The sequence below is a fragment of the Blautia luti genome (assembly GCF_033096465.1).
Taxonomy (GTDB): domain Bacteria; phylum Bacillota; class Clostridia; order Lachnospirales; family Lachnospiraceae; genus Blautia_A; species Blautia_A luti.
Genome location: NZ_AP028156.1, coordinates 3,185,606 through 3,203,857 on the forward strand (window position 1 = coordinate 3,185,606; position 18,252 = coordinate 3,203,857).

The 18,252-nt window shown below is 41.5% G+C and carries 16 protein-coding genes; 2 read left to right on the forward strand and 14 right to left on the reverse strand.

Annotated elements, in window-relative coordinates:
- Window positions 1–171: 171 nt before the first annotated feature.
- On the forward strand, window positions 172–2,004 hold the full coding sequence (gene typA, locus R8695_RS14740) for a translational GTPase TypA (protein ID WP_118511648.1): 1,833 nt from the start codon (window positions 172–174) through the stop codon (window positions 2,002–2,004).
- Between the two features lie 170 nt (window positions 2,005–2,174).
- On the opposite strand, the gene R8695_RS14745 is transcribed toward typA, so the two are convergent.
- The 8 genes from R8695_RS14745 to R8695_RS14780 all read right to left on the reverse strand — a co-directional run bounded on the left by R8695_RS14745 (window position 2,175) and on the right by R8695_RS14780 (window position 9,610).
- Window positions 2,175–3,263, reverse strand: a complete 1,089-nt coding sequence (locus R8695_RS14745; RefSeq protein WP_118511632.1) for a class II aldolase/adducin family protein — start codon at window positions 3,261–3,263, stop codon at window positions 2,175–2,177.
- A gap of 100 nt (window positions 3,264–3,363) precedes the next feature.
- Window positions 3,364–4,923 carry a cardiolipin synthase gene (gene cls, locus R8695_RS14750; protein ID WP_008706252.1) on the reverse strand — a complete coding sequence of 520 codons (1,560 nt, stop codon included), beginning with the start codon at window positions 4,921–4,923 and terminating at the stop codon, window positions 3,364–3,366.
- Window positions 4,924–5,040: 117 nt separating this feature from the next.
- Complete coding sequence (locus R8695_RS14755; protein WP_154779567.1) at window positions 5,041–6,105, reverse strand: FUSC family protein; 1,065 nt, start codon at window positions 6,103–6,105, stop codon at window positions 5,041–5,043.
- A gap of 101 nt (window positions 6,106–6,206) precedes the next feature.
- Entirely contained in the window at window positions 6,207–6,722 is a 516-nt protein-coding gene (gene bilS, locus R8695_RS14760; protein WP_154779566.1) for a flavodoxin family protein BilS, read from the reverse strand.
- A gap of 107 nt (window positions 6,723–6,829) precedes the next feature.
- Complete coding sequence (locus tag R8695_RS14765) at window positions 6,830–7,219, reverse strand: hypothetical protein (RefSeq protein WP_118511626.1); 390 nt, start codon at window positions 7,217–7,219, stop codon at window positions 6,830–6,832.
- A 135-nt stretch (window positions 7,220–7,354) separates the two neighbouring features.
- Complete coding sequence (locus R8695_RS14770) at window positions 7,355–7,747, reverse strand: VOC family protein (RefSeq protein ID WP_154779565.1); 393 nt, start codon at window positions 7,745–7,747, stop codon at window positions 7,355–7,357.
- Between the two features lie 12 nt (window positions 7,748–7,759).
- The gene (locus R8695_RS14775) at window positions 7,760–7,888 is read right to left on the reverse strand and encodes a hypothetical protein (protein ID WP_276571691.1); all 129 of its coding nucleotides are present in this window, start codon (window positions 7,886–7,888) and stop codon (window positions 7,760–7,762) included.
- A 105-nt stretch (window positions 7,889–7,993) separates the two neighbouring features.
- Window positions 7,994–9,610, reverse strand: a complete 1,617-nt coding sequence (locus tag R8695_RS14780; RefSeq protein ID WP_154779564.1) for a mannitol dehydrogenase family protein — start codon at window positions 9,608–9,610, stop codon at window positions 7,994–7,996.
- Window positions 9,611–9,894: 284 nt separating this feature from the next.
- Here R8695_RS14780 and R8695_RS14785 point away from each other — a divergent pair, with 284 nt between their 5' ends.
- Window positions 9,895–11,028 (forward strand): ROK family transcriptional regulator, encoded by a 1,134-nt coding sequence (locus R8695_RS14785; protein ID WP_154779563.1) that lies wholly within the window; start codon window positions 9,895–9,897, stop codon window positions 11,026–11,028.
- 162 nt (window positions 11,029–11,190) lie between these two features.
- On the opposite strand, the gene R8695_RS14790 is transcribed toward R8695_RS14785, so the two are convergent.
- The 6 genes from R8695_RS14790 to atpC form a co-directional block, all read right to left on the reverse strand.
- The gene (locus tag R8695_RS14790) at window positions 11,191–12,183 is read right to left on the reverse strand and encodes a Fic family protein (RefSeq protein WP_167829733.1); all 993 of its coding nucleotides are present in this window, start codon (window positions 12,181–12,183) and stop codon (window positions 11,191–11,193) included.
- Between the two features lie 82 nt (window positions 12,184–12,265).
- Window positions 12,266–12,520: a hypothetical protein gene (locus R8695_RS14795; protein WP_026649178.1), complete on the reverse strand. Its 255-nt coding sequence runs from the start codon at window positions 12,518–12,520 to the stop codon at window positions 12,266–12,268.
- Window positions 12,521–12,813: 293 nt separating this feature from the next.
- Window positions 12,814–14,622: a Na/Pi cotransporter family protein gene (locus tag R8695_RS14800; RefSeq protein WP_118511614.1), complete on the reverse strand. Its 1,809-nt coding sequence runs from the start codon at window positions 14,620–14,622 to the stop codon at window positions 12,814–12,816.
- Between the two features lie 517 nt (window positions 14,623–15,139).
- A complete protein-coding gene (locus tag R8695_RS14805; RefSeq protein WP_154779562.1) occupies window positions 15,140–16,063 on the reverse strand; it encodes a sensor domain-containing diguanylate cyclase in 924 nt (307 codons plus the stop codon).
- A gap of 360 nt (window positions 16,064–16,423) precedes the next feature.
- Window positions 16,424–17,611, reverse strand: a complete 1,188-nt coding sequence (locus tag R8695_RS14810; protein ID WP_154779561.1) for a pyridoxal phosphate-dependent aminotransferase — start codon at window positions 17,609–17,611, stop codon at window positions 16,424–16,426.
- Between the two features lie 231 nt (window positions 17,612–17,842).
- A complete protein-coding gene (gene atpC, locus R8695_RS14815; protein ID WP_008704958.1) occupies window positions 17,843–18,244 on the reverse strand; it encodes an ATP synthase F1 subunit epsilon in 402 nt (133 codons plus the stop codon).
- Between the last annotated feature and the right edge of the window lie 8 nt (window positions 18,245–18,252).

The window sequence follows — 18,252 nt, forward strand, 5'->3', positions numbered from 1 at the left end:
ATTTAAAAAAATTATTTTAATACCTTGTAATCTGCTGAAAATGTGGTAAACTTGAACTTCGGATAACTGTAAATGAGAAAACACATTAATATAGAAGAATTGCAGATGCCTTCCGGCAACGGTGCAATTCACAGATATCATTGTATAGAACTAAGGAAAGGAACTTATTTTATGAGAACAAAACGCGAAGACGTACGTAACGTAGCCATTATCGCACACGTTGACCATGGCAAAACAACTCTGGTTGACCAGCTTCTGAAACAGAGTGGTGTATTCCGTGAGAACCAGGAGGTTCAGGAACGTGTCATGGACTCCAATGACATCGAACGTGAACGTGGTATCACTATTTTATCCAAGAACACAGCCATTCATTACAAAGATACAAAGATCAACATCATCGACACACCAGGACATGCTGATTTCGGCGGCGAAGTAGAACGTGTACTTAAGATGGTAGACGGTGTTATTCTTCTCGTTGATGCTTTCGAAGGTGCTATGCCTCAGACTAAATTCGTTCTTAAGAAAGCCCTTGAACTTGATCTCCATGTAATCGTATGTATCAACAAGATCGACCGTCCGGAGGCTCGTCCTGACGAGGTTGTAGATGAAGTTCTGGAACTTCTTATGGACCTTGGTGCTTCTGATGAGCAGCTTGACTGTCCGTTCCTGTATGCTTCTGCCAAAGCAGGACATGCTGTGATCGACTTAAATGATACTCCTAAGGATATGGCTCCGCTGTTTGACGCTATCCTGAAATATATCCCGGCTCCGGAGGGAGATCCTGATGCAGATACTCAGGTTCTGATCAGTACCATTGACTACAACGAATATGTTGGACGTATCGGTGTAGGTAAAGTTGAGAATGGTAAAATTGCAGTGAATCAGGAACTGACTCTGTTAAACCATCATGATCTGGACAAACGTAAGAAAGTTAAGATCAGCAAGCTCTATGAGTTTGACGGTCTGAACAAAGTTGAAGTGAAAGAAGCTACTATTGGTTCTATCGTTGCTATTTCCGGTATCGCAGATATCCACATCGGTGATACCCTCTGCGGTGGAGAGAACCCGGAGGCTATTCCTTTCCAGAAGATTTCCGAGCCTACCATTGCCATGAACTTCATTGTAAATGACAGTCCGCTGGCTGGTCAGGAAGGTAAATACATCACATCCCGTCATCTTCGTGACCGTCTCTACCGTGAGCTGAATACAGACGTCAGCCTTCGTGTAGAAGATACTGAGACAACAGAAGCATTTAAAGTTTCCGGACGTGGAGAACTTCATCTGTCTGTCCTGATCGAGAACATGAGACGTGAAGGTTATGAATTCGCAGTAAGTAAACCAGAAGTTCTGTATAAGACAGACGAACGTGGCAAGAAGCTTGAACCTATGGAAATCGCTTATGTAGATGTTCCGGAGGAATTCTCCGGTACTGTGATCCAGAAGCTCAGCGAACGTAAAGGTGAGCTGCAGGGTATGAGCACTGCCAGCGATGGCACTGTACGTCTGGAGTTCCACATTCCTTCCCGTGGACTGATCGGATTCCGTGGTGAATTCCTTACATCCACAAAAGGTACCGGTATCATCAATACTATGTTTGACGGCTATGCACCTTATAAGGGAGATTTCCAGTACAGAAAACAGGGATCTCTCATCGCATTTGAAGCTGGTGAAGCTGTTACTTATGGTCTGTTCGCAGCTCAGGAGCGTGGTACTCTGTTTATCGGACCTGGCGCTAAAGTTTACAGCGGTATGGTTATCGGTCAGAATGGTAAAGCTGAAGATATCGAACTGAATGTATGCAAGACCAAACATCTGACCAACACACGTTCTTCTTCCGCTGATGATGCACTGAAACTGACACCGCCAAGAATCCTCAGTCTGGAGCAGGCAATCGACTTCATCGACCAGGATGAACTTCTGGAGGTTACACCGGAGTCTCTCCGTATCCGTAAGAGACTGCTGGATTCCAGAGAACGTAAGAGAGCAGCTTTCAGAAAAGCCTGAAAATAAAATAATATCCGTAACTGTTCCGTGTTGCACAGCATGCCGGACAGTTACCTGAACTTAAAGGGAGTGTGAAAAAACTTATGTTTTTTCACACTCCCTTAGTCAATTGGATAAAATCATCCGCTTTGCTGCTTGCCTGGTTTGAGGCAAGCGGATATTTTATTATATCACTTCTTACTGCGGTATGCTTCTGCTTCCCAATGTGTGATAAAGTATGTAATATCATCTGTCATGTGAAGCGGTCCGCCAAAGCTTTCTGCATATACTGCAAGCTTGATGGCATCTTTTACAAGAAGCTGTGCTTTTGCAGCTTTTCCCTTATCATCTTCCATAATAAAGGCGCCAACTCCCTGTACCAGGATCAGTCTTGGCTCTTTGTCATTCTCTGCCATAAATTCATCCAGTGCTGCTTTTGCCTGATCAATATCCTCTACAAATAACGGATATGGTCCACAGTATACAATGTGATCCGGTGTAAATGGTTTCAGAAGCGGTGCAGCCGCTGCCTTATCTTTTACGAAGTTATCAGCTTCTGCTGCAGGTACAACTTCTACCGCATGTCCCAGTAACCGGGAAAGCTTCTCTGCTGCCTGCTCTTTTTCAGGTGTAACCGCATCACTGACATCAGCAGTTCTCTTTACCTGTTTCTCTAATTTACTGATCACTCCGTCAAATAATACTCCAATTTCCTCTACAGTATTTGCTGCAACGAAAATTCCGTGATTCTGGAGCAAAAGAACCTGAACATCTTTTCCGGATTCTTCTTTATAAGCATTCATTTTCTCATAACAGATACGTGCAAGTGTATAGCCGGGTTTGCAGATATCAATCCAGAGTACATCTTTTCCAAGAAGCTGTTCACTGAGTTCCTTTGCCCCTTTTCCGCAGGTCAGTCCGTTGACAAGTGTAGGATGAACATGCAGTACATATGTGTAGGCAAATAAGTTATGGAGCAATGCTTCCACACTTGGACGTTTTGTTTTGTCAGCATCTGTTACTGCAGCCATAACATCTGCAAGATACAGTGATTCACGTTTGACATCATCTTCAGGATAATCTGTTTTCATGATCTCATTCAAGCGTGCTCTGCTCATTTCCACAAATTCCTCTGCCTTGATTGTGGCAAGCTGTGTACCGGAGCCTTTTACATACAATGTGGTGTCGTCTTTTACTGAAGTATTACCACCGCCTGCAAGAACATAAGCAGGGTTACTTCCATAAGTATTTGACATCTTTACTAGGGTTGAAAGATCCATAGTTAAAATTCCTCCCGTATTTATAATAGTTTTGCTGTTCCCCATTCCATTGTACACGATATCCTGCTTTTTTCCAAGTGTTATGGAGTAAACAGTAACGTTATAATAATCCCGCAAATAATCTCATAAACAGCTGTCCCAATCGCAGATATGCGCTGCGTCCGGTACTGTACTGTTCTGTGACTTCACGGCATTCATCCATTGTTGCTGCAAGATCATTTCGGATATCCAGAACTGCCTGGCAGTCTGCCATAAAGCAGCCGTTTTCAAAATGATGATACAGACTTCTGTAATCCAGATTTATGGTTCCGCAGGTTGCCATACAATCATCTGCCACACTCATCTTTGCATGACAGAAACCAGGTGTCCATTCGTAGATACGCACTCCATGTTTTACCAGTCCATGGTAAAAGGAGCGTGTGATATTGTAGATCATCTTTTTATCCGGAATACCAGGTGTAATGATCCTTACATCTACCCCTCGCTTGGCTGCAAGACACAGAGCATGGGTCATTTCATCTGTGATGATCAGGTACGGAGTCATAAACCAGCAATATTTTTCCGCTTTATTCACCATACTGATATACACTTCTTCACCTACCTGTTCATGATCCATAGGACTGTCCGCATAGGGTTGGATAAATCCTGTCTGCTTTGCCTGATAATCTGTCTGAACCAGAAATTCGGTAAAATCACTGTCATTTTTATCCTTATCACTGACAGCATTCCACATCTCCAGGAATGTTACTGTCAGGGAACGTACAGCCTCCCCCTCCAGACGGATACCTGTGTCCTTCCACTGTCCATAAGGATGTGTGAAATTAAAATATTCGTTGGCAAGGTTGTAACCGCCGGTAAATCCCACTTTTCCATCGATCACTGTGATCTTGCGGTGATCCCGGTTATTCAGGAACACATTCAGACCCGGAGTAAAAGGGTTGAACACTCTGCAATGGATTCCCACATTTTCCATTTTCTTAATGAAGTCTGTATTGATAAACCCAATGGAACCCATGTCGTCATAAAATACTCTGACTTCTACGCCTGCCTTTACGCGGTCCTCCAGAACTCTCTGGATTTTATGCCAGGCCTGTGCATCCTCAATGGCATGATATTCCATAAAAATGAATTTCTCTGCCTTTGCCAGATCTGCCAGCTGAGCCTCCAGCCCTTTGACTGCCTCATCATAATAAATAACATCTGTATTCTGATAGACCGGATAGGAAGCATTTTTCTGTATATAATCAGAAATATTGCCTGCCTTCGGGATTTTCCTGCCAAGCGTTTCCCTGCACTCACTGTCATTGGGAAGCAACGGCAGAAGTTCCCTGTCGATCTGGTCATAACGCTCCCGCATTTTACGGGTACCGCCATTGAGACCAATCAGTAAGTACAATCCCACTCCCAAGATAGGGAATACAAGAATCAAAATAACCCAGGGCATTTTCATAGATGAAGTCTGGTCTGACGCATACAGCTTAAGAACCAGTACACCTGCAAGAAGCCTTGTCATCAGATTGATAATCTCCGCATATTGATTCAGCTTTGTGATCATAGCAATGATAAAAGCTGCTTCCAGTAAAATACATACTGCGGAAAAGCATAATCGTTTTACACCATTTTTCGTTTTCGCCCTGCCTTCCAGGGTATCCTGTTTCATATTCTTTCTCTCTCCCTCTGTCATTGTACGTTAATATTCACTCTATTCCCAGAACACATATCAGACGGATAAAATCATCCGCTTTTTTACTTGCTTATAACCGCTCCGCAGTTTCAGTCAGGAAAGATTTTCTGCACATTTATTTGTGCCTATATACTCTGCTACTTTATCTGTTACTTTATTGCAGATTACCGTATAAGCTGCTCCCAGAACATTGGCACCTATACGAAGTGCTATTGCTGCCGGCATTCCGAAGATCCCTGCTGCAATAGACAACGCTCCAAATGTATTAAATGCAGTCTGCCACGGATATCCTGCTGAATATCCAACTCCGATTCCTCCGATCATTCCAATGTACGGATACATGGATTTAGGAAGTACCAGATACAGCACAATAAACAGCAGACAGCCCACAACATTAAACATTCCTCTGCTCACAGACCTTGGGATACAGTCCTCTGTAAAAGGCAGACATACGGACATACAGGCGATTCCTGCCCACATTGCTCTGGGAAGTCCCAGAAGATTCATAACCAGCATTGCGCTGGATACAATCAGTGTCAGTTTCACATACCATCTGCTTCTTGCTGACTTAAGATCAAATTCCCGGAACAAATCCAGGAAGGTTCTTCGATAGGCTCTGTTTCTCTGGTTCTTATAGAAGACGATCATACAGATCACCATTCCCACCAACAAGCCGATCACACGGAAGGTGTATTCCTTTCCTGTCACATCATATCCCAGAAGCAGCAAATATCCCAGAACAAAGGTGGAATGATTGTACATGATCACATTGTGACAGCCCAGTATCATCAGCAGTAAAATACACACCGCATTCACTGCAAACGCAGCTAACGGAGGCACCATATTTGCCAGACGGGGTCCTGCCATAAGAATACCGAAGATCCCTGCAATGGAAAGCAGTCCATGTGTTGTCCTGATTCCGAAATCTGCCTGCCGCAGCACAAGCACTGCCAGTAGAACAGTAACACCAACTACGCTGTTGCTGCTTCCTGTAAGCTTGCTATACATGCTCACCACTGCTACGCAAAAAGCCATAACCAAATACACTTTAAAATTATAGATTAAAATGTGCCGTCTTTTCTCTTTTGGGTCTGTGGTGCTTCTGATCAGCTGTTTGGAGCCGGTCGAACTCAATTGTAATTCCTGATAAAATGTCATATCTCGTTACCTCTCTTTCGCGAAAATCTATAAAAATTTATGAATTACCTTTTTTAGTAACGAGCACTATACCGCAGTTCCCTCTGTTAGTCAAGACTTAATTATTTTTTCAGGTCTCTTCTGATTATTTCTTCCAGTCTGTCCAGATCCTCATTGTCAGGGTGAGATAACGCCCTGTCAAAATTCTGGATCAGTTCATCCAGGTTCGGCGCATGATTCGACTTCTCTTTCATCTTTACGTATCTGTCCCTGACTGACTGGGGCATTTTCCCCTGACACATAAATTCTCCCATCACTGTATTACTCTCATCCACAGATTCTTTAACTTTCCCGAGAACCTGCTGGAAATAGGCTTCACTGCCTCCGAAACCTGCTGTTCCAAACAGAAAGATTTTTTTATTTCTCAGGCTCTTTAACAGTTCAAGTGTTGCAGAATCTGCATTCCCTATATCTGTCCAGAATCCAATGTATAATGTGTCGGAAGAAAAAGCCTTCGCTCCTTCTGTTCCAAAATAGTCACAGTTTTCCTCAGGCAGTATCTCCCTGATCTTCTCCGCAAGCTTCTTTGTGTTCCCTGTTTTACTGCTGTATATAATCGAGTATCTTTGTATTCCCATGCTGTCTCTTGCTCCTTTTTTGTTTTATGCACTCTCGGAGTCTTCCTTGTATTTGCTTTTGTAAGAAGATTCCGAAAGTACATTTTTATCTGCATTATTTATATCAGTTATAAATCCTCGTCCGACACTCCATCCCGGAACATTTTCAACAACTCTTCCAGACTTTCTCTCAGCTTTTCATTCTTATTATACTGAACCAGCACCACTGTAACAATGGCAGACAGAATTATGCATCTGCGGATCAGCTTTCGGATGCGGATACATCTCTTTACATCTTTTCTTCCCTTTTCATAAAGTTTCTCTGCCATCCTGTCAGCTCTGGCATCTTTGCAGGCAATATAATCATCAATCACCTGCTTATCCTCCTCACAGATATCCAGATTCTCATACTGATTCCTCAGCTCCTCAAGTTCTGCATTATTCTGTCTAATCACTGTATCTTTGCGGTTAATTCTCTCAGCTGCACCCCGGCTCATTCTCTCTGTTCGTTTACTCATGATAAAAACCCCTTTCGTTTATTTTTTATTATTTCCTATTTTAAACTTTTCTCAGGCTTTTCTCAATAAAATATTGAAAACAAAAAGCACCTGCTTTAACAGATGCTTTTTCTCGCTGAATTTAACCGCCTGACTTTATAAATACTGGCTGAACTCAACCTTCTCTTTATTCGGTCCCTCAATTGTAAAGAACTTTACCCCGTTTTCCCAGAAGGGAAGAAAATGAACGGTATCGTTGGTTGTATTTAATCCTGCCTGATTGATCATTTCATATACTTTTTCAATATCTTTTACATCAATCGCCATATGATCGATGGCACCGGCTTCCATCTTAGCTGCTTTATTCTCATATGTCTCAACAACAAGTGTATTTAATTTCAGAAAAGCAACCTTTTCATCTACTTCCTCATTTACTGTACGAAAAGCAATTTCGAATCCCAGAGTCTGATAAAAATCAATGGTCTTTTCAATATCATTGGTCGGAATTCCAATATGCTGAATTCCATTCAGCTGTTCTTTTAAATCCATTTCTTATCCTCCTTACGCAAAACAGGCTGACCACAATTGCACAGATGCATCTACAGATGCACGTATCAATACTATGATCAGAAAGACTACTCGCACCAGAAGAACGCTCTTCTCAAGTGTCGGTCCGATTATATCACCCATACCGTAGTCCTGCAATACCCAACAGATAATTCTTCCACCTGTAATAACAAGCAGAATCTGTCATTTTCCTCCTGATAGTCCGTTATAATATCCATCTGATGAAAATCATCCAACATATTTATGTATTGTTGCTCTTACAGCTCCAGGTCCTGCAATCATCTCACGGAACATATCCTCAACCTTCTCTCCCACACCATCTTTGTAAAGGTCAGTGAAGAACAGACGCTCATTGGAAAGAATTGGTTTTAACTGATCTTTGAATGTTTCAGGTTTGCCTACAACAATATCTTTAAACTGTTCCTGCAGTTCCTCATTCATTGGGTCCGGTGCAAGTTCAAATTTGTTTCCTTCATCATCTACACCAAGCATATATCTGAGCCATCCTGCAATTCCCAGCGGAATGGCTGTCAGTCTGGAAGCATCTCCGAATTTCTGTACATATGCTTTGATTGTTTCGCCGAAACGGATGCCAACCATCTGAGATACATCTACTGCCAGACGAAGGTTGGTGTCTCCCAGATATTCATTTGGAAAACGATCGTTAAAAAGCTCATCCACAAATGCCTGAGGAGAAAGGATTCCAGGGTCAGCAACTACCGGAAGACCTTCATCATAAGCAATCATACGTGCCATTTTCATCATATCTTCATTTGTATTAAGCATATGCGCAAACAGATCATATCCAAGAACTACTCCCAGCGGACCTGTAGCAGAATGAACCGGATTCAGACATACTGTTACTTTCATACGTTCAGAAAGGTTAACTGTATTTCTGTCTGCCATATATACGCCGAAACCTTTTTCCAGAGCCGGACGTCCGTTAGGGAAGCTGTCCTCTATTACCAGATACTGTGGTTTCTCAGCATTGACAAATGGTGCAATGTATGTCTTCTTACCTGTGATCACTGGCTGCATGTTCTCAACACCCAGCTTCTCAAGGTCTGCTGCAATCTGCTCGCTTGGACGAGGTGTGATCTTATCGATCATTGTCCATGGAAAAGCAACTACTTTTTCATCGCTTACATAGTTCACAAATCCCTCATCAACAAATCCTGCTTTCTTCCACTCTTCTGTCATTGTCAGTACTGACTCACGAAGCTTTGCACCGTTCTGTGAGCAGTTATCCATGGAAACCAGTGCGATGGGATATTCGCCGGCTTTATATCTTTCATAAAGCATTGCAACCAGAACTGCCATGGCACCAACTGCTTTATCCGGACCATTCTTGATATCTGCCTCTACAAACGGGAACCATGTTCCGTCAGCTTTCTGTAATGCATAGCCTTTCTCTGTGATCGTAAAGGAAACCATCTGCAGGGATTTGCTTGTGAATATTTCTTTCAGGCGTTTCCACTGTGCTGCATTAGAAGACTGTGCCTTCACTGCTTCTGCAAAAGCTCCGACTACTTTATACTCACGGGTTCCATCCCCATGCAGGATCACGCTTAATCCCAGATTGTCATATGGATCATAAATCTTGTCTGCTACATCATAATCAAAGGTTTCCACACAGGTAATCCCACGATCCAGAACTCCCTCTTCCAGAAGACCATCTGCAATTCCACCGATAAACACACGGAAAATATTTCCGATACCAAAGTGAACCCATACCGGATTCTCCTTTGCTTTCTCAGAGGCAGCCTCTACATCATAACCCGGAAGAGCAATTCCTGCCTGTTTCCATGCTTCCTGTTCCTTGATTCCATTGATTGATAATTTCATATTATATCCTCCTTGTTTGTCTTATTCGATACTTATTGTTTGTTGTTATGTTTTTTACTTACGTTTATATCTTAACCGTAAGTTGAGTATATATCTTTTTGTTTTAAAAATCCATTGACAGAAATTCTAATTTTCAAATAACTTTTTTGTTTATTTTTACTATGGGTATTGACAAGTTCATTCTTCCAACAATCGCACTGGATGTTTTTATTGTTTTTTTTTCGTTGTATGCTACAATAAATCTGAAGCTTAACATTATCTTATAACATAATCAGGAGAACATTATGAGTGAAAAGGGATTGACCAACATTAGTCTCAAGAAAATAAATAAATCAAAGGTTTACCAGTACATTTACAGAAAAAAAACGATCTCCAAGCTGCAGATCGTTCAGGAACTGCAGATGGGTTTATCCACTGTCAGCCAGAATCTGAATCTTCTGGAGCAGGAAGGTCTTATTGAAAAAAATGGTTTCTTTGAATCCACCGGTGGAAGAAAGGCAAACGCCCTTCAGATTGTATCAGATTTTAAAATTTCCATTGGTATCGGTATTTTAAAAGGGATGTTTCATATTACTGCTGTAGATTTATATGGAAATGCTTTCTATACAGATACCATTCCGCTTCCATATTCCAACACACCGGATTACTATAAACAGGTTACTGACGCAGTAAAAGAATTCATCTCATCGCGCCAGTATGACAATGACAAAGTTCTTGGCATCTCCATTGCCACACAGGGTATCACATCCCCGGATCATACCACTGTACTATATGGAGATATCATGAATAACGCAGGCATGAAACTGGATGATTTTTCCAGATATCTTCCTTATCCCTGTTATCTGGAACATGATTCGAAATCAGCTGCGTTCCTTGAATTATGGAATCATCCGGAGCTTGACAGTGCTGTTATCATCCTGCTGAACCGAAATCTGGGCGGCGGCATCATTACCAATCATCAGATTCATCAGGGGATCTCCATGCACAGCGGAACTCTTGAACATATATGTATTAATCCCGACGGCCCACTTTGCTACTGCGGCAGCCGCGGCTGCCTGGAAACCTACTGCTCTGCCAATGCACTGGAACAGGCTGCAGGCATGCCTGCCAAAGAATTTTTCCCTCTTCTGCGCGAAAAAAAATCTCCCCAGATCATACAGATCTGGAAAGATTATTTAAACCATCTGGCATTTGCCATGAAAAATCTTAACCTTGTTATTGATGCACCGATTATCCTCAGCGGATATCTGGCACCTTATTTTACAGAAGAAGATATTGAATATCTGACAGAGCATCTTCATACTGCTGCACCATTTATACTTGATAAAGCCCAGGTACTGGTCGGTACCAATGGACAATACACACCGGCGATTGGAGCGGCTCTGCATTATGTAGAGAAATTTATTCAATCCGTTTAACTATAGCAATCCTTATAAATAATGCAATCAAGACAGTTCAGCAGAGTGCGAAAGACAAGAAAGATATCTGACGCAGGACTTCACACTATGATGGGCTGGATTGCTTGCATTATTTTATGGAATTGCTATAGATTGCTATAAATCAGATAAGCTTCCTGCTCTTTATATTTTTATATATCTCTGGTTTCTGCTATTCGGTTTATCTGGTAATGTCATTTGGATCAAATTCATCTCAAGTGCGGGTTGCAAATAATTTCTGCGGAATCCATCTCTGGACTTTAACCCCAGTTTTTCCATAAGTGTTTTTCTTGTATAAGGCGTATCATACTCCATGATTTCAAGTATTTTCCTGACAGTTTCTGAAAACTGTTCATTTTCTTCATTCATCTGAAGCGAAATATCTTCCAGAATCCTGTCTATCTGTGACAACATAAACTCTATAAAAATGGTAGATTCTCCTGAAACATGACATCTGGCAATCGCATCATAATATTCATCCTGAAATTTTTCAATCCGACTTTCGATTGGAATAAACTCAAATACAGGTTTCCATTTAGCTAAAATCGCAGTGTGCCATAATCTTGCCATTCTTCCATTACCATCAGCAAATGGATGAATAAAGACAAACTCATAATGAAATACACTGCTCATAATCAATGGATGAACACTATTCCTTGATTTCTTCATCCATTCAAACAGTTCATCCATAAGCTGCGGTACAAATTGCGCCGGAGGTGCCATAAAAATACATTCATCTCCATTAAAGACTCCCTCTTCTCCATGGCGAAACTCCCCACATTCTTCCACAAGATATTTTGTCATAATCCCATGAAATTTCTTTAAATCTTTTATACTATAGGGATTAATTTCCGAAAGGCTTTCATACGCCGCATATGCATTTTTAACTTCCTGTATTTCTTTCTGTTCCCCCAGTACAAGCCTGCCATTAATTACATCCCTAACCTGCCCCAGAGAAAGAGAATTCGCTTCTATTTTTAAAGATGAATGAATAGATTTAATTCGGTTATTCTTTCTCAGGTGCGGTTTTGTTTCTAGACTGCTGATTGCTGTGATTCGCCCTATTTTTTCAGAAATTGAAGACACATATGATAATATCTCATTTGTTATTGTAAATGGCGGTTTATATTCTCCCACAAAACACCTCCAAAATTTCCGTTATCTTGCACACTATCTTGCACACTTTTTTGCATACTTTCTTCTTCAGGATAGATTCCGTCTACTTCAATGCTGTCAGAATCCCCATTGCATTGTCGTAATCTTTCTCTCCGACCATGATTTCATACAATGTTTTATCTGTTCCAAAGTTCCCACCCATGCTGCGGACGGTTCCCCTGCCCGGGGCTGTCATTTTTTCTTCGTGGTTGACTCTCTTTGTTTTGTATTTGATTTTCTCTGAATCTAAGGCTTTACAATACTGCTCATATTTATCCCTGGACGCACCAAGATAGACTGTTCTGCTGTCGAATAACATAATTAATTTCTCCTTTGGGGGTTATGTTTACAGAGTGTTGTGTTTGCACAATTTCCGACCTGCTATAACTGATCCAGTCTACAGGAAGAATCTCTGCCTGAATAAATATATTTGATTTACAAAAATGATCCTGCCTGCTGGCTCCTCAGTCTGCACACTCCGGAACGTATTCAAAAAATCATTCCTACAATCTTGCATGCCCAGTAACTATAATAGAAAACAGCAGACATCCGTTTCCAGATCATCTGCTGTCATTATATCATATATATTTATTGCTTTGTAGTATAAAAGTATTATTCTACCTCTTCCGGTTCCATGCTTCGCATGTGTTCCTCGTTCTTTACGATTTCATACTTCTGGCGATATTCCTTGAAGTATGTATAATATTCCACGCTGTCAGATGGGTAAATCTTGGAATCATGGATATGCATATCCGGATTCTCGTCTCCACTCTTGAGAAGGGCTACCATTGCACTTGCACAATGTGCTGCAATACGGTTGAAGCTGTTAAGAATGTCTGTATATACAGTTCCCTCTTCCAGTCCGCAGTTGCCATTACTCAGACGCTCTACATGATGCATCTTCAGCTCATTGCATAAGGATGTGATAATCATTCCAAGAGGTGCAACTCTCTGTGCCATCTCTTTGTCATCATTGAGGAACGCACGACAGGTAAGGTTAATCTCCTCACGAACTGCTTCCATTACTACATTCAGCTCATCCCAGGCTTCCTGCGAGAAGTTAGTGTGATTATCATGCATTTCACTGGACATATAGGCAATGTAGGATGCATGGTCACCGATTCTCTCGAAATCGTTAATGGTATGAAGATAAAGGGAAGCCTGCTTTGTCTGGGCACTGTTCATCTCATGCTTTGTCAGCTTCATCAGATAGTCACCAAGACGGCTCTCATATTTATCAATCAGGTTCTCTTTTCTCTGTACCTTGTCAAATTTATCCTGCTGATATTCGTTCAGAAGGTTCATTGCACGGTTAACATTCTTACGAAGCTTCTTTGCCATACCGCTCATGGCACGGTGACACTGTCCGATTGCAAGTGCAGGATAGTTCAGAAGACGTTCTTCCAGAAGATCAAAGTCTGCTTCATCTTCCAGTTCCTCTGCACTGTCTTTTACAAGCCAACATACCAGCTGTTCAATCTTCGGTATGAACGGGAAAAGAACACATACTGTTGCTACACGGAATACTGTATTCAGTAAAGCAATTGCAATCGGTGACATGATCATATCCATAAATCCAAAATGTACGACAGCATTTACAGTATAGAAGATCACAGACCAGAGGATCAGACCAAACAGGTCATTGATCAGATAAACAAGTGCTGTACGTTTACCATTCTTATTCGCACCGATTGCTGAGATCAGAACCGGACATGCAGCACCTACACCGATACCAAGAACGATCGGGAATGCACTGGAGAATGTCAGGATACCTGTTACAGATAACGCCTGCAACACACCGACTGTTGCAGATGCACTCTGAAGCACTGCTGTAAATGCGATACCTACCAGAATACCGATCAGCGGATTGGAAAACATGGTCAGCATGTTTGTAAAGGTAGGGCTGTCTTTCAGCGGTGAAACAGCGCCACTCATTGTCTGCATACCTGTCATCAGGATTGCAAAACCAAGCATAATATTACCGATGTTTTTATGCACGGAACGCTTACATGCCATACGAAGGATAATACCAATAATCGCTACTACTGCTGAAATTGTTGCAGTGGATAAAATCTTAGCAATTCCATTCTTTCCATCAATATAAGAAAGACAGAGAATCCACCCGGTAATACTGGTTCCAATGTTAGCTCCCATGATAATACCGATGGCCTGTTTCAGCTTCATCATACCTGAGTTAACGAAACCAATGACCATAACAGTTGTGGCAGAAGAAGACTGGATCACGCTGGTAACACCAGTACCCAGAGCAACTCCCTTCAGTGGTGTGTTTGTCATTCGATACAGGAAAGCTTCCAGCTTATTTCCGGCAACCATTTTCAGACCATCGCCCATCAATGACATACCAAACAGGAATAACGCTACTCCGCTCAGTAATGACAATATCATTGAAAAAATTTCCATCATTTTCTCCTTTGTCGTCTGCCTGATTTTCCACCTCATCTCAGAAAATCGGCGCATAATGTAAGCAGGTTATTTTACCTGTCTCTAATCAGAATTTAACCTGCTTTTTACTTTTCCATTCTTATTATGTCACGTCCGGGAGATTATTACAATAATTGTTTTTTCAAAAATTACATTTTTTCTATAGCGTTTAAAATGCTGTCTTTTTTTTCCTGAATTTTTTTGCAGTTTTCATAAAATTTTCCGGCATGCTCCAAAACCTATCGGAGCATGCTGGAAAATAACATACAATAAATCGGACAATAAAAGAATATGCCCTCATTCAATCAATCATTGAGTTTACCTGTTCAGCACCGGAGAAATTACCGGTTTTCCTATTCCCTCAATCAGACCGTCACGCTCAATAGACTTTATCAATTCATGTTCCTGGCCTTTACCATCTTTTAGCTATGCAATTCCTCTGCCTATCATGGCAAGATACTCTGTATTCCGGAGTTTCTGAACAGTTACATCTTTTTTACTGTTTTAACATGCTTTTTTCTTCTTTTTCTCTATACATCCGTTTATCTGCAATGTAAATTGCATTTTCTATATCTGTTATCATGTCTTTCATGGTACAGACTCCAAAAGAAATGCTAAGCGGAATTCCTTTTACGTAGGTCTGCTTCATTTTTTCTCTTAATCTGTCTACTATATTCTGTACCTGTATTTCATCTGTATTTGTCAATATCATCAGAAACTCATCTCCTCCCATGCGGAACATTACTGCCTGATCTGCCAGCACATCTTTTAACAGCTGCGCTGCAGACCTGATCATTTCATCGCCAACATGGTGTCCGTACGTATCATTGGTATGCTTTAATCTATCGCAGTCGGCTGCTATGATACTGATTGGAAAATACTGTGGCTTTATTTCATTTTCTTCCCAATACTCCAGATAACGTCTGTTAAAAAGCCCTGTCATGATATCCGTCTGTGCATATGCTTCCAGTTGCTTCTGAAGCTTTATCCTGTCAGTAACAATATTTATCAGTCCAACAATGCCAATGATTCTGCCGTCTTTATTTTTTACCGGGTTTTTGATAATTTCAAGGAACTCTGTCACACCATCTATACAGGTTTCTATAACATATTTACATCCTATTCCGGTTTTGAGAAGTTTTTTATCCTCTTCATATGCCTTTCGCGCATTTTCTTTGTCCTTTCGAATCTCCATATCCGTTTTTCCGCGAATACTCCATGCTTCTGTATCATCGTGAACAATATGATTCCAATAATGAGTACAAAACAGATATCTGCACTGAGTATCTTTGAAATAAATATTGGAAGGAAGTTCTTTTAAAATCGTCTCAATAAATTCCCAGTCAATATTCGCATTGTCAAAATCCATTTCTTCTAACAAACCAACATCCATGGTTTTATCTCCCCCAAAATTTGTCATTATCTTAACTCTATTTTCATGCAAATTCAAATATCAGTCATTCAAGCAGCATAGTTTCTTTTTCACTGCATCCTGCAATACCTTGGAGAAATTAATTCCCTTCTCTATAGCCGTAGCATTAATCCATGTAGTATTATCAATGTTTTTTTCACAACCTTATCAAAATACTTTTTGGCATATTCTTCCGGAATTTTTTTGCATTTTTCATAAGAACATGACCCTCATTCGATTAATCATTAAGCCGGCTTTGGCAGACTGCTCATTGCTGCTCCGAGGAAGAATCTTTGTCTGTCCGTTTTCTCCTTTTTTCCAGAACAACACCACTTATCGTTGTTGTCCCAATGTCAATCCCCGCCGTTTTCACAGCCCAAACTCCTCTGCCAGTTTCTTAAACTCCGGCAGGGAATTGATGATTGTATCATAAGATACACAGTAAGCCAGTCTCACATAACCCGGGCAGGCAAAAGAACTTCCCGGAACCATGAGAATATTATACTTCTTTCCAGCTTCGCAGAACGCCTTTTCATCTGCTACCGGTGATTTCACAAAGAGGTAGAATGCACCCTGCGGTTTGATGCACTCGAATCCGCATTCCTTCAGTCCATTGTATAATGCCAGACGGTTCTTATCATATGCAGCTACATCCACTTCTGCATCTACACATTTGGCAATCACTTTCTGCATCAGGGATGGGGCATTGACACATCCGATGGTACGGTTGGCAATAGCCGCTGCAGTAATAAGTTCCTCACTGCCATCTGCTTCATCCGGAATTACCAGATAACCAATACGCTCTCCCGGAAGAGACAAAGATTTACTGTAAGAATAACCAACAATCGTGTTGTCGTAATATTTTGTCAGATACGGAACCTCTACACCATCATAAGCCAACTCTCTGTATGGCTCATCAGAGATCAGATAAATCACACTTCCAAATTCCTGCTGCTTTTTCTCAAGAATTGCTGCCAGTTTCTTAATGGTTTCTTCAGAATATACAACACCAGTGGGGTTATGAGGTGTATTTACGATCACTGCCCTTGTCTTTGCCGTAATCTTCTGCTCAAACTCCTCAAGATTCGGCTGGAATGTGGTAGTATCCGGAGAGATTTCCACAAGCTTGCCATCAAAATTACGCACATATGCACCATATTCCAAAAAGTATGGTGCAAAAACAATCACTTCTTCCTCAGGATTCAGAATCGTCTTGAAAATCACATTCAGACCGCTGGCTGCTCCAACTGTCATAATCAGATTCTTTGCCGCAAATTTAGTTCCAAAACGGCGGTTCAAAGATTCTGCTATCGTCTGGCGCACATCCTCAAATCCCGCATTACTCATATAACCATGAAGCACTGTCGGCTCCACTTCTTTCACCAGATCAATAATAGCCTCCTTCACACACTCCGGCGCCGGAACACTGGGATTCCCAAGACTGAAATCATAAACTTTGTCTGCCCCATAGATGGCTCTGAGACGGTTTCCCTCCTCAAACATCATACGAATGGCTGAATTATTTTTTACATAAGGTTTCATTTTTTCTGCTATCATAACATCTTCGCTCCTGTCCAAATAATCCCGGCAAACCACCGAAATTCAAAATAATGTCGCAACTGTCCACTTTCTCTTACAGTCGCATAATCTATCTCCATTTTAACCTTATCATGGTAAAGTGTCAATGTATGAAACAATATACTTGAAAGAGCCAACTACCAGCATAGAAAAAGACCGACAGTCTCCCCTCCCGGATTTCCTGTCAGTCTTTTAATAACTCTTATTTTCTCAGCTCTTCACACTCAAACGCACCAACGCCCTCTGCAGCTTAGCCTCCACAATCTTATAATCATGATCACTCAAACCACCTTTGGCAATCATCTCCTCAGCTCTTTTCTTAGCTTCCTGTGCACGCTGCTCATCAATATCCTCTTTCCACTCCCAGGTAGTTGCAAGGACACGGCACTTTCCGTTCATAACAGAAAGCATTCCACCAATGCAGGCTGCGGTTCGTCTGCTGCCGTCTTCCATTACCACACTGGCTTCGCCCATTCCCAGGGCAGTACAGTAATTACAGTGTCTGGCAAGAATGGCCAGATCACCGCTGACAGTTCTGCAGATCACACGCTCCACATTGCCTTCAAAGAGTAATCCGTCCGGTGTTCCGATTCTCAACGGGAAAGTACTCATAGGACATT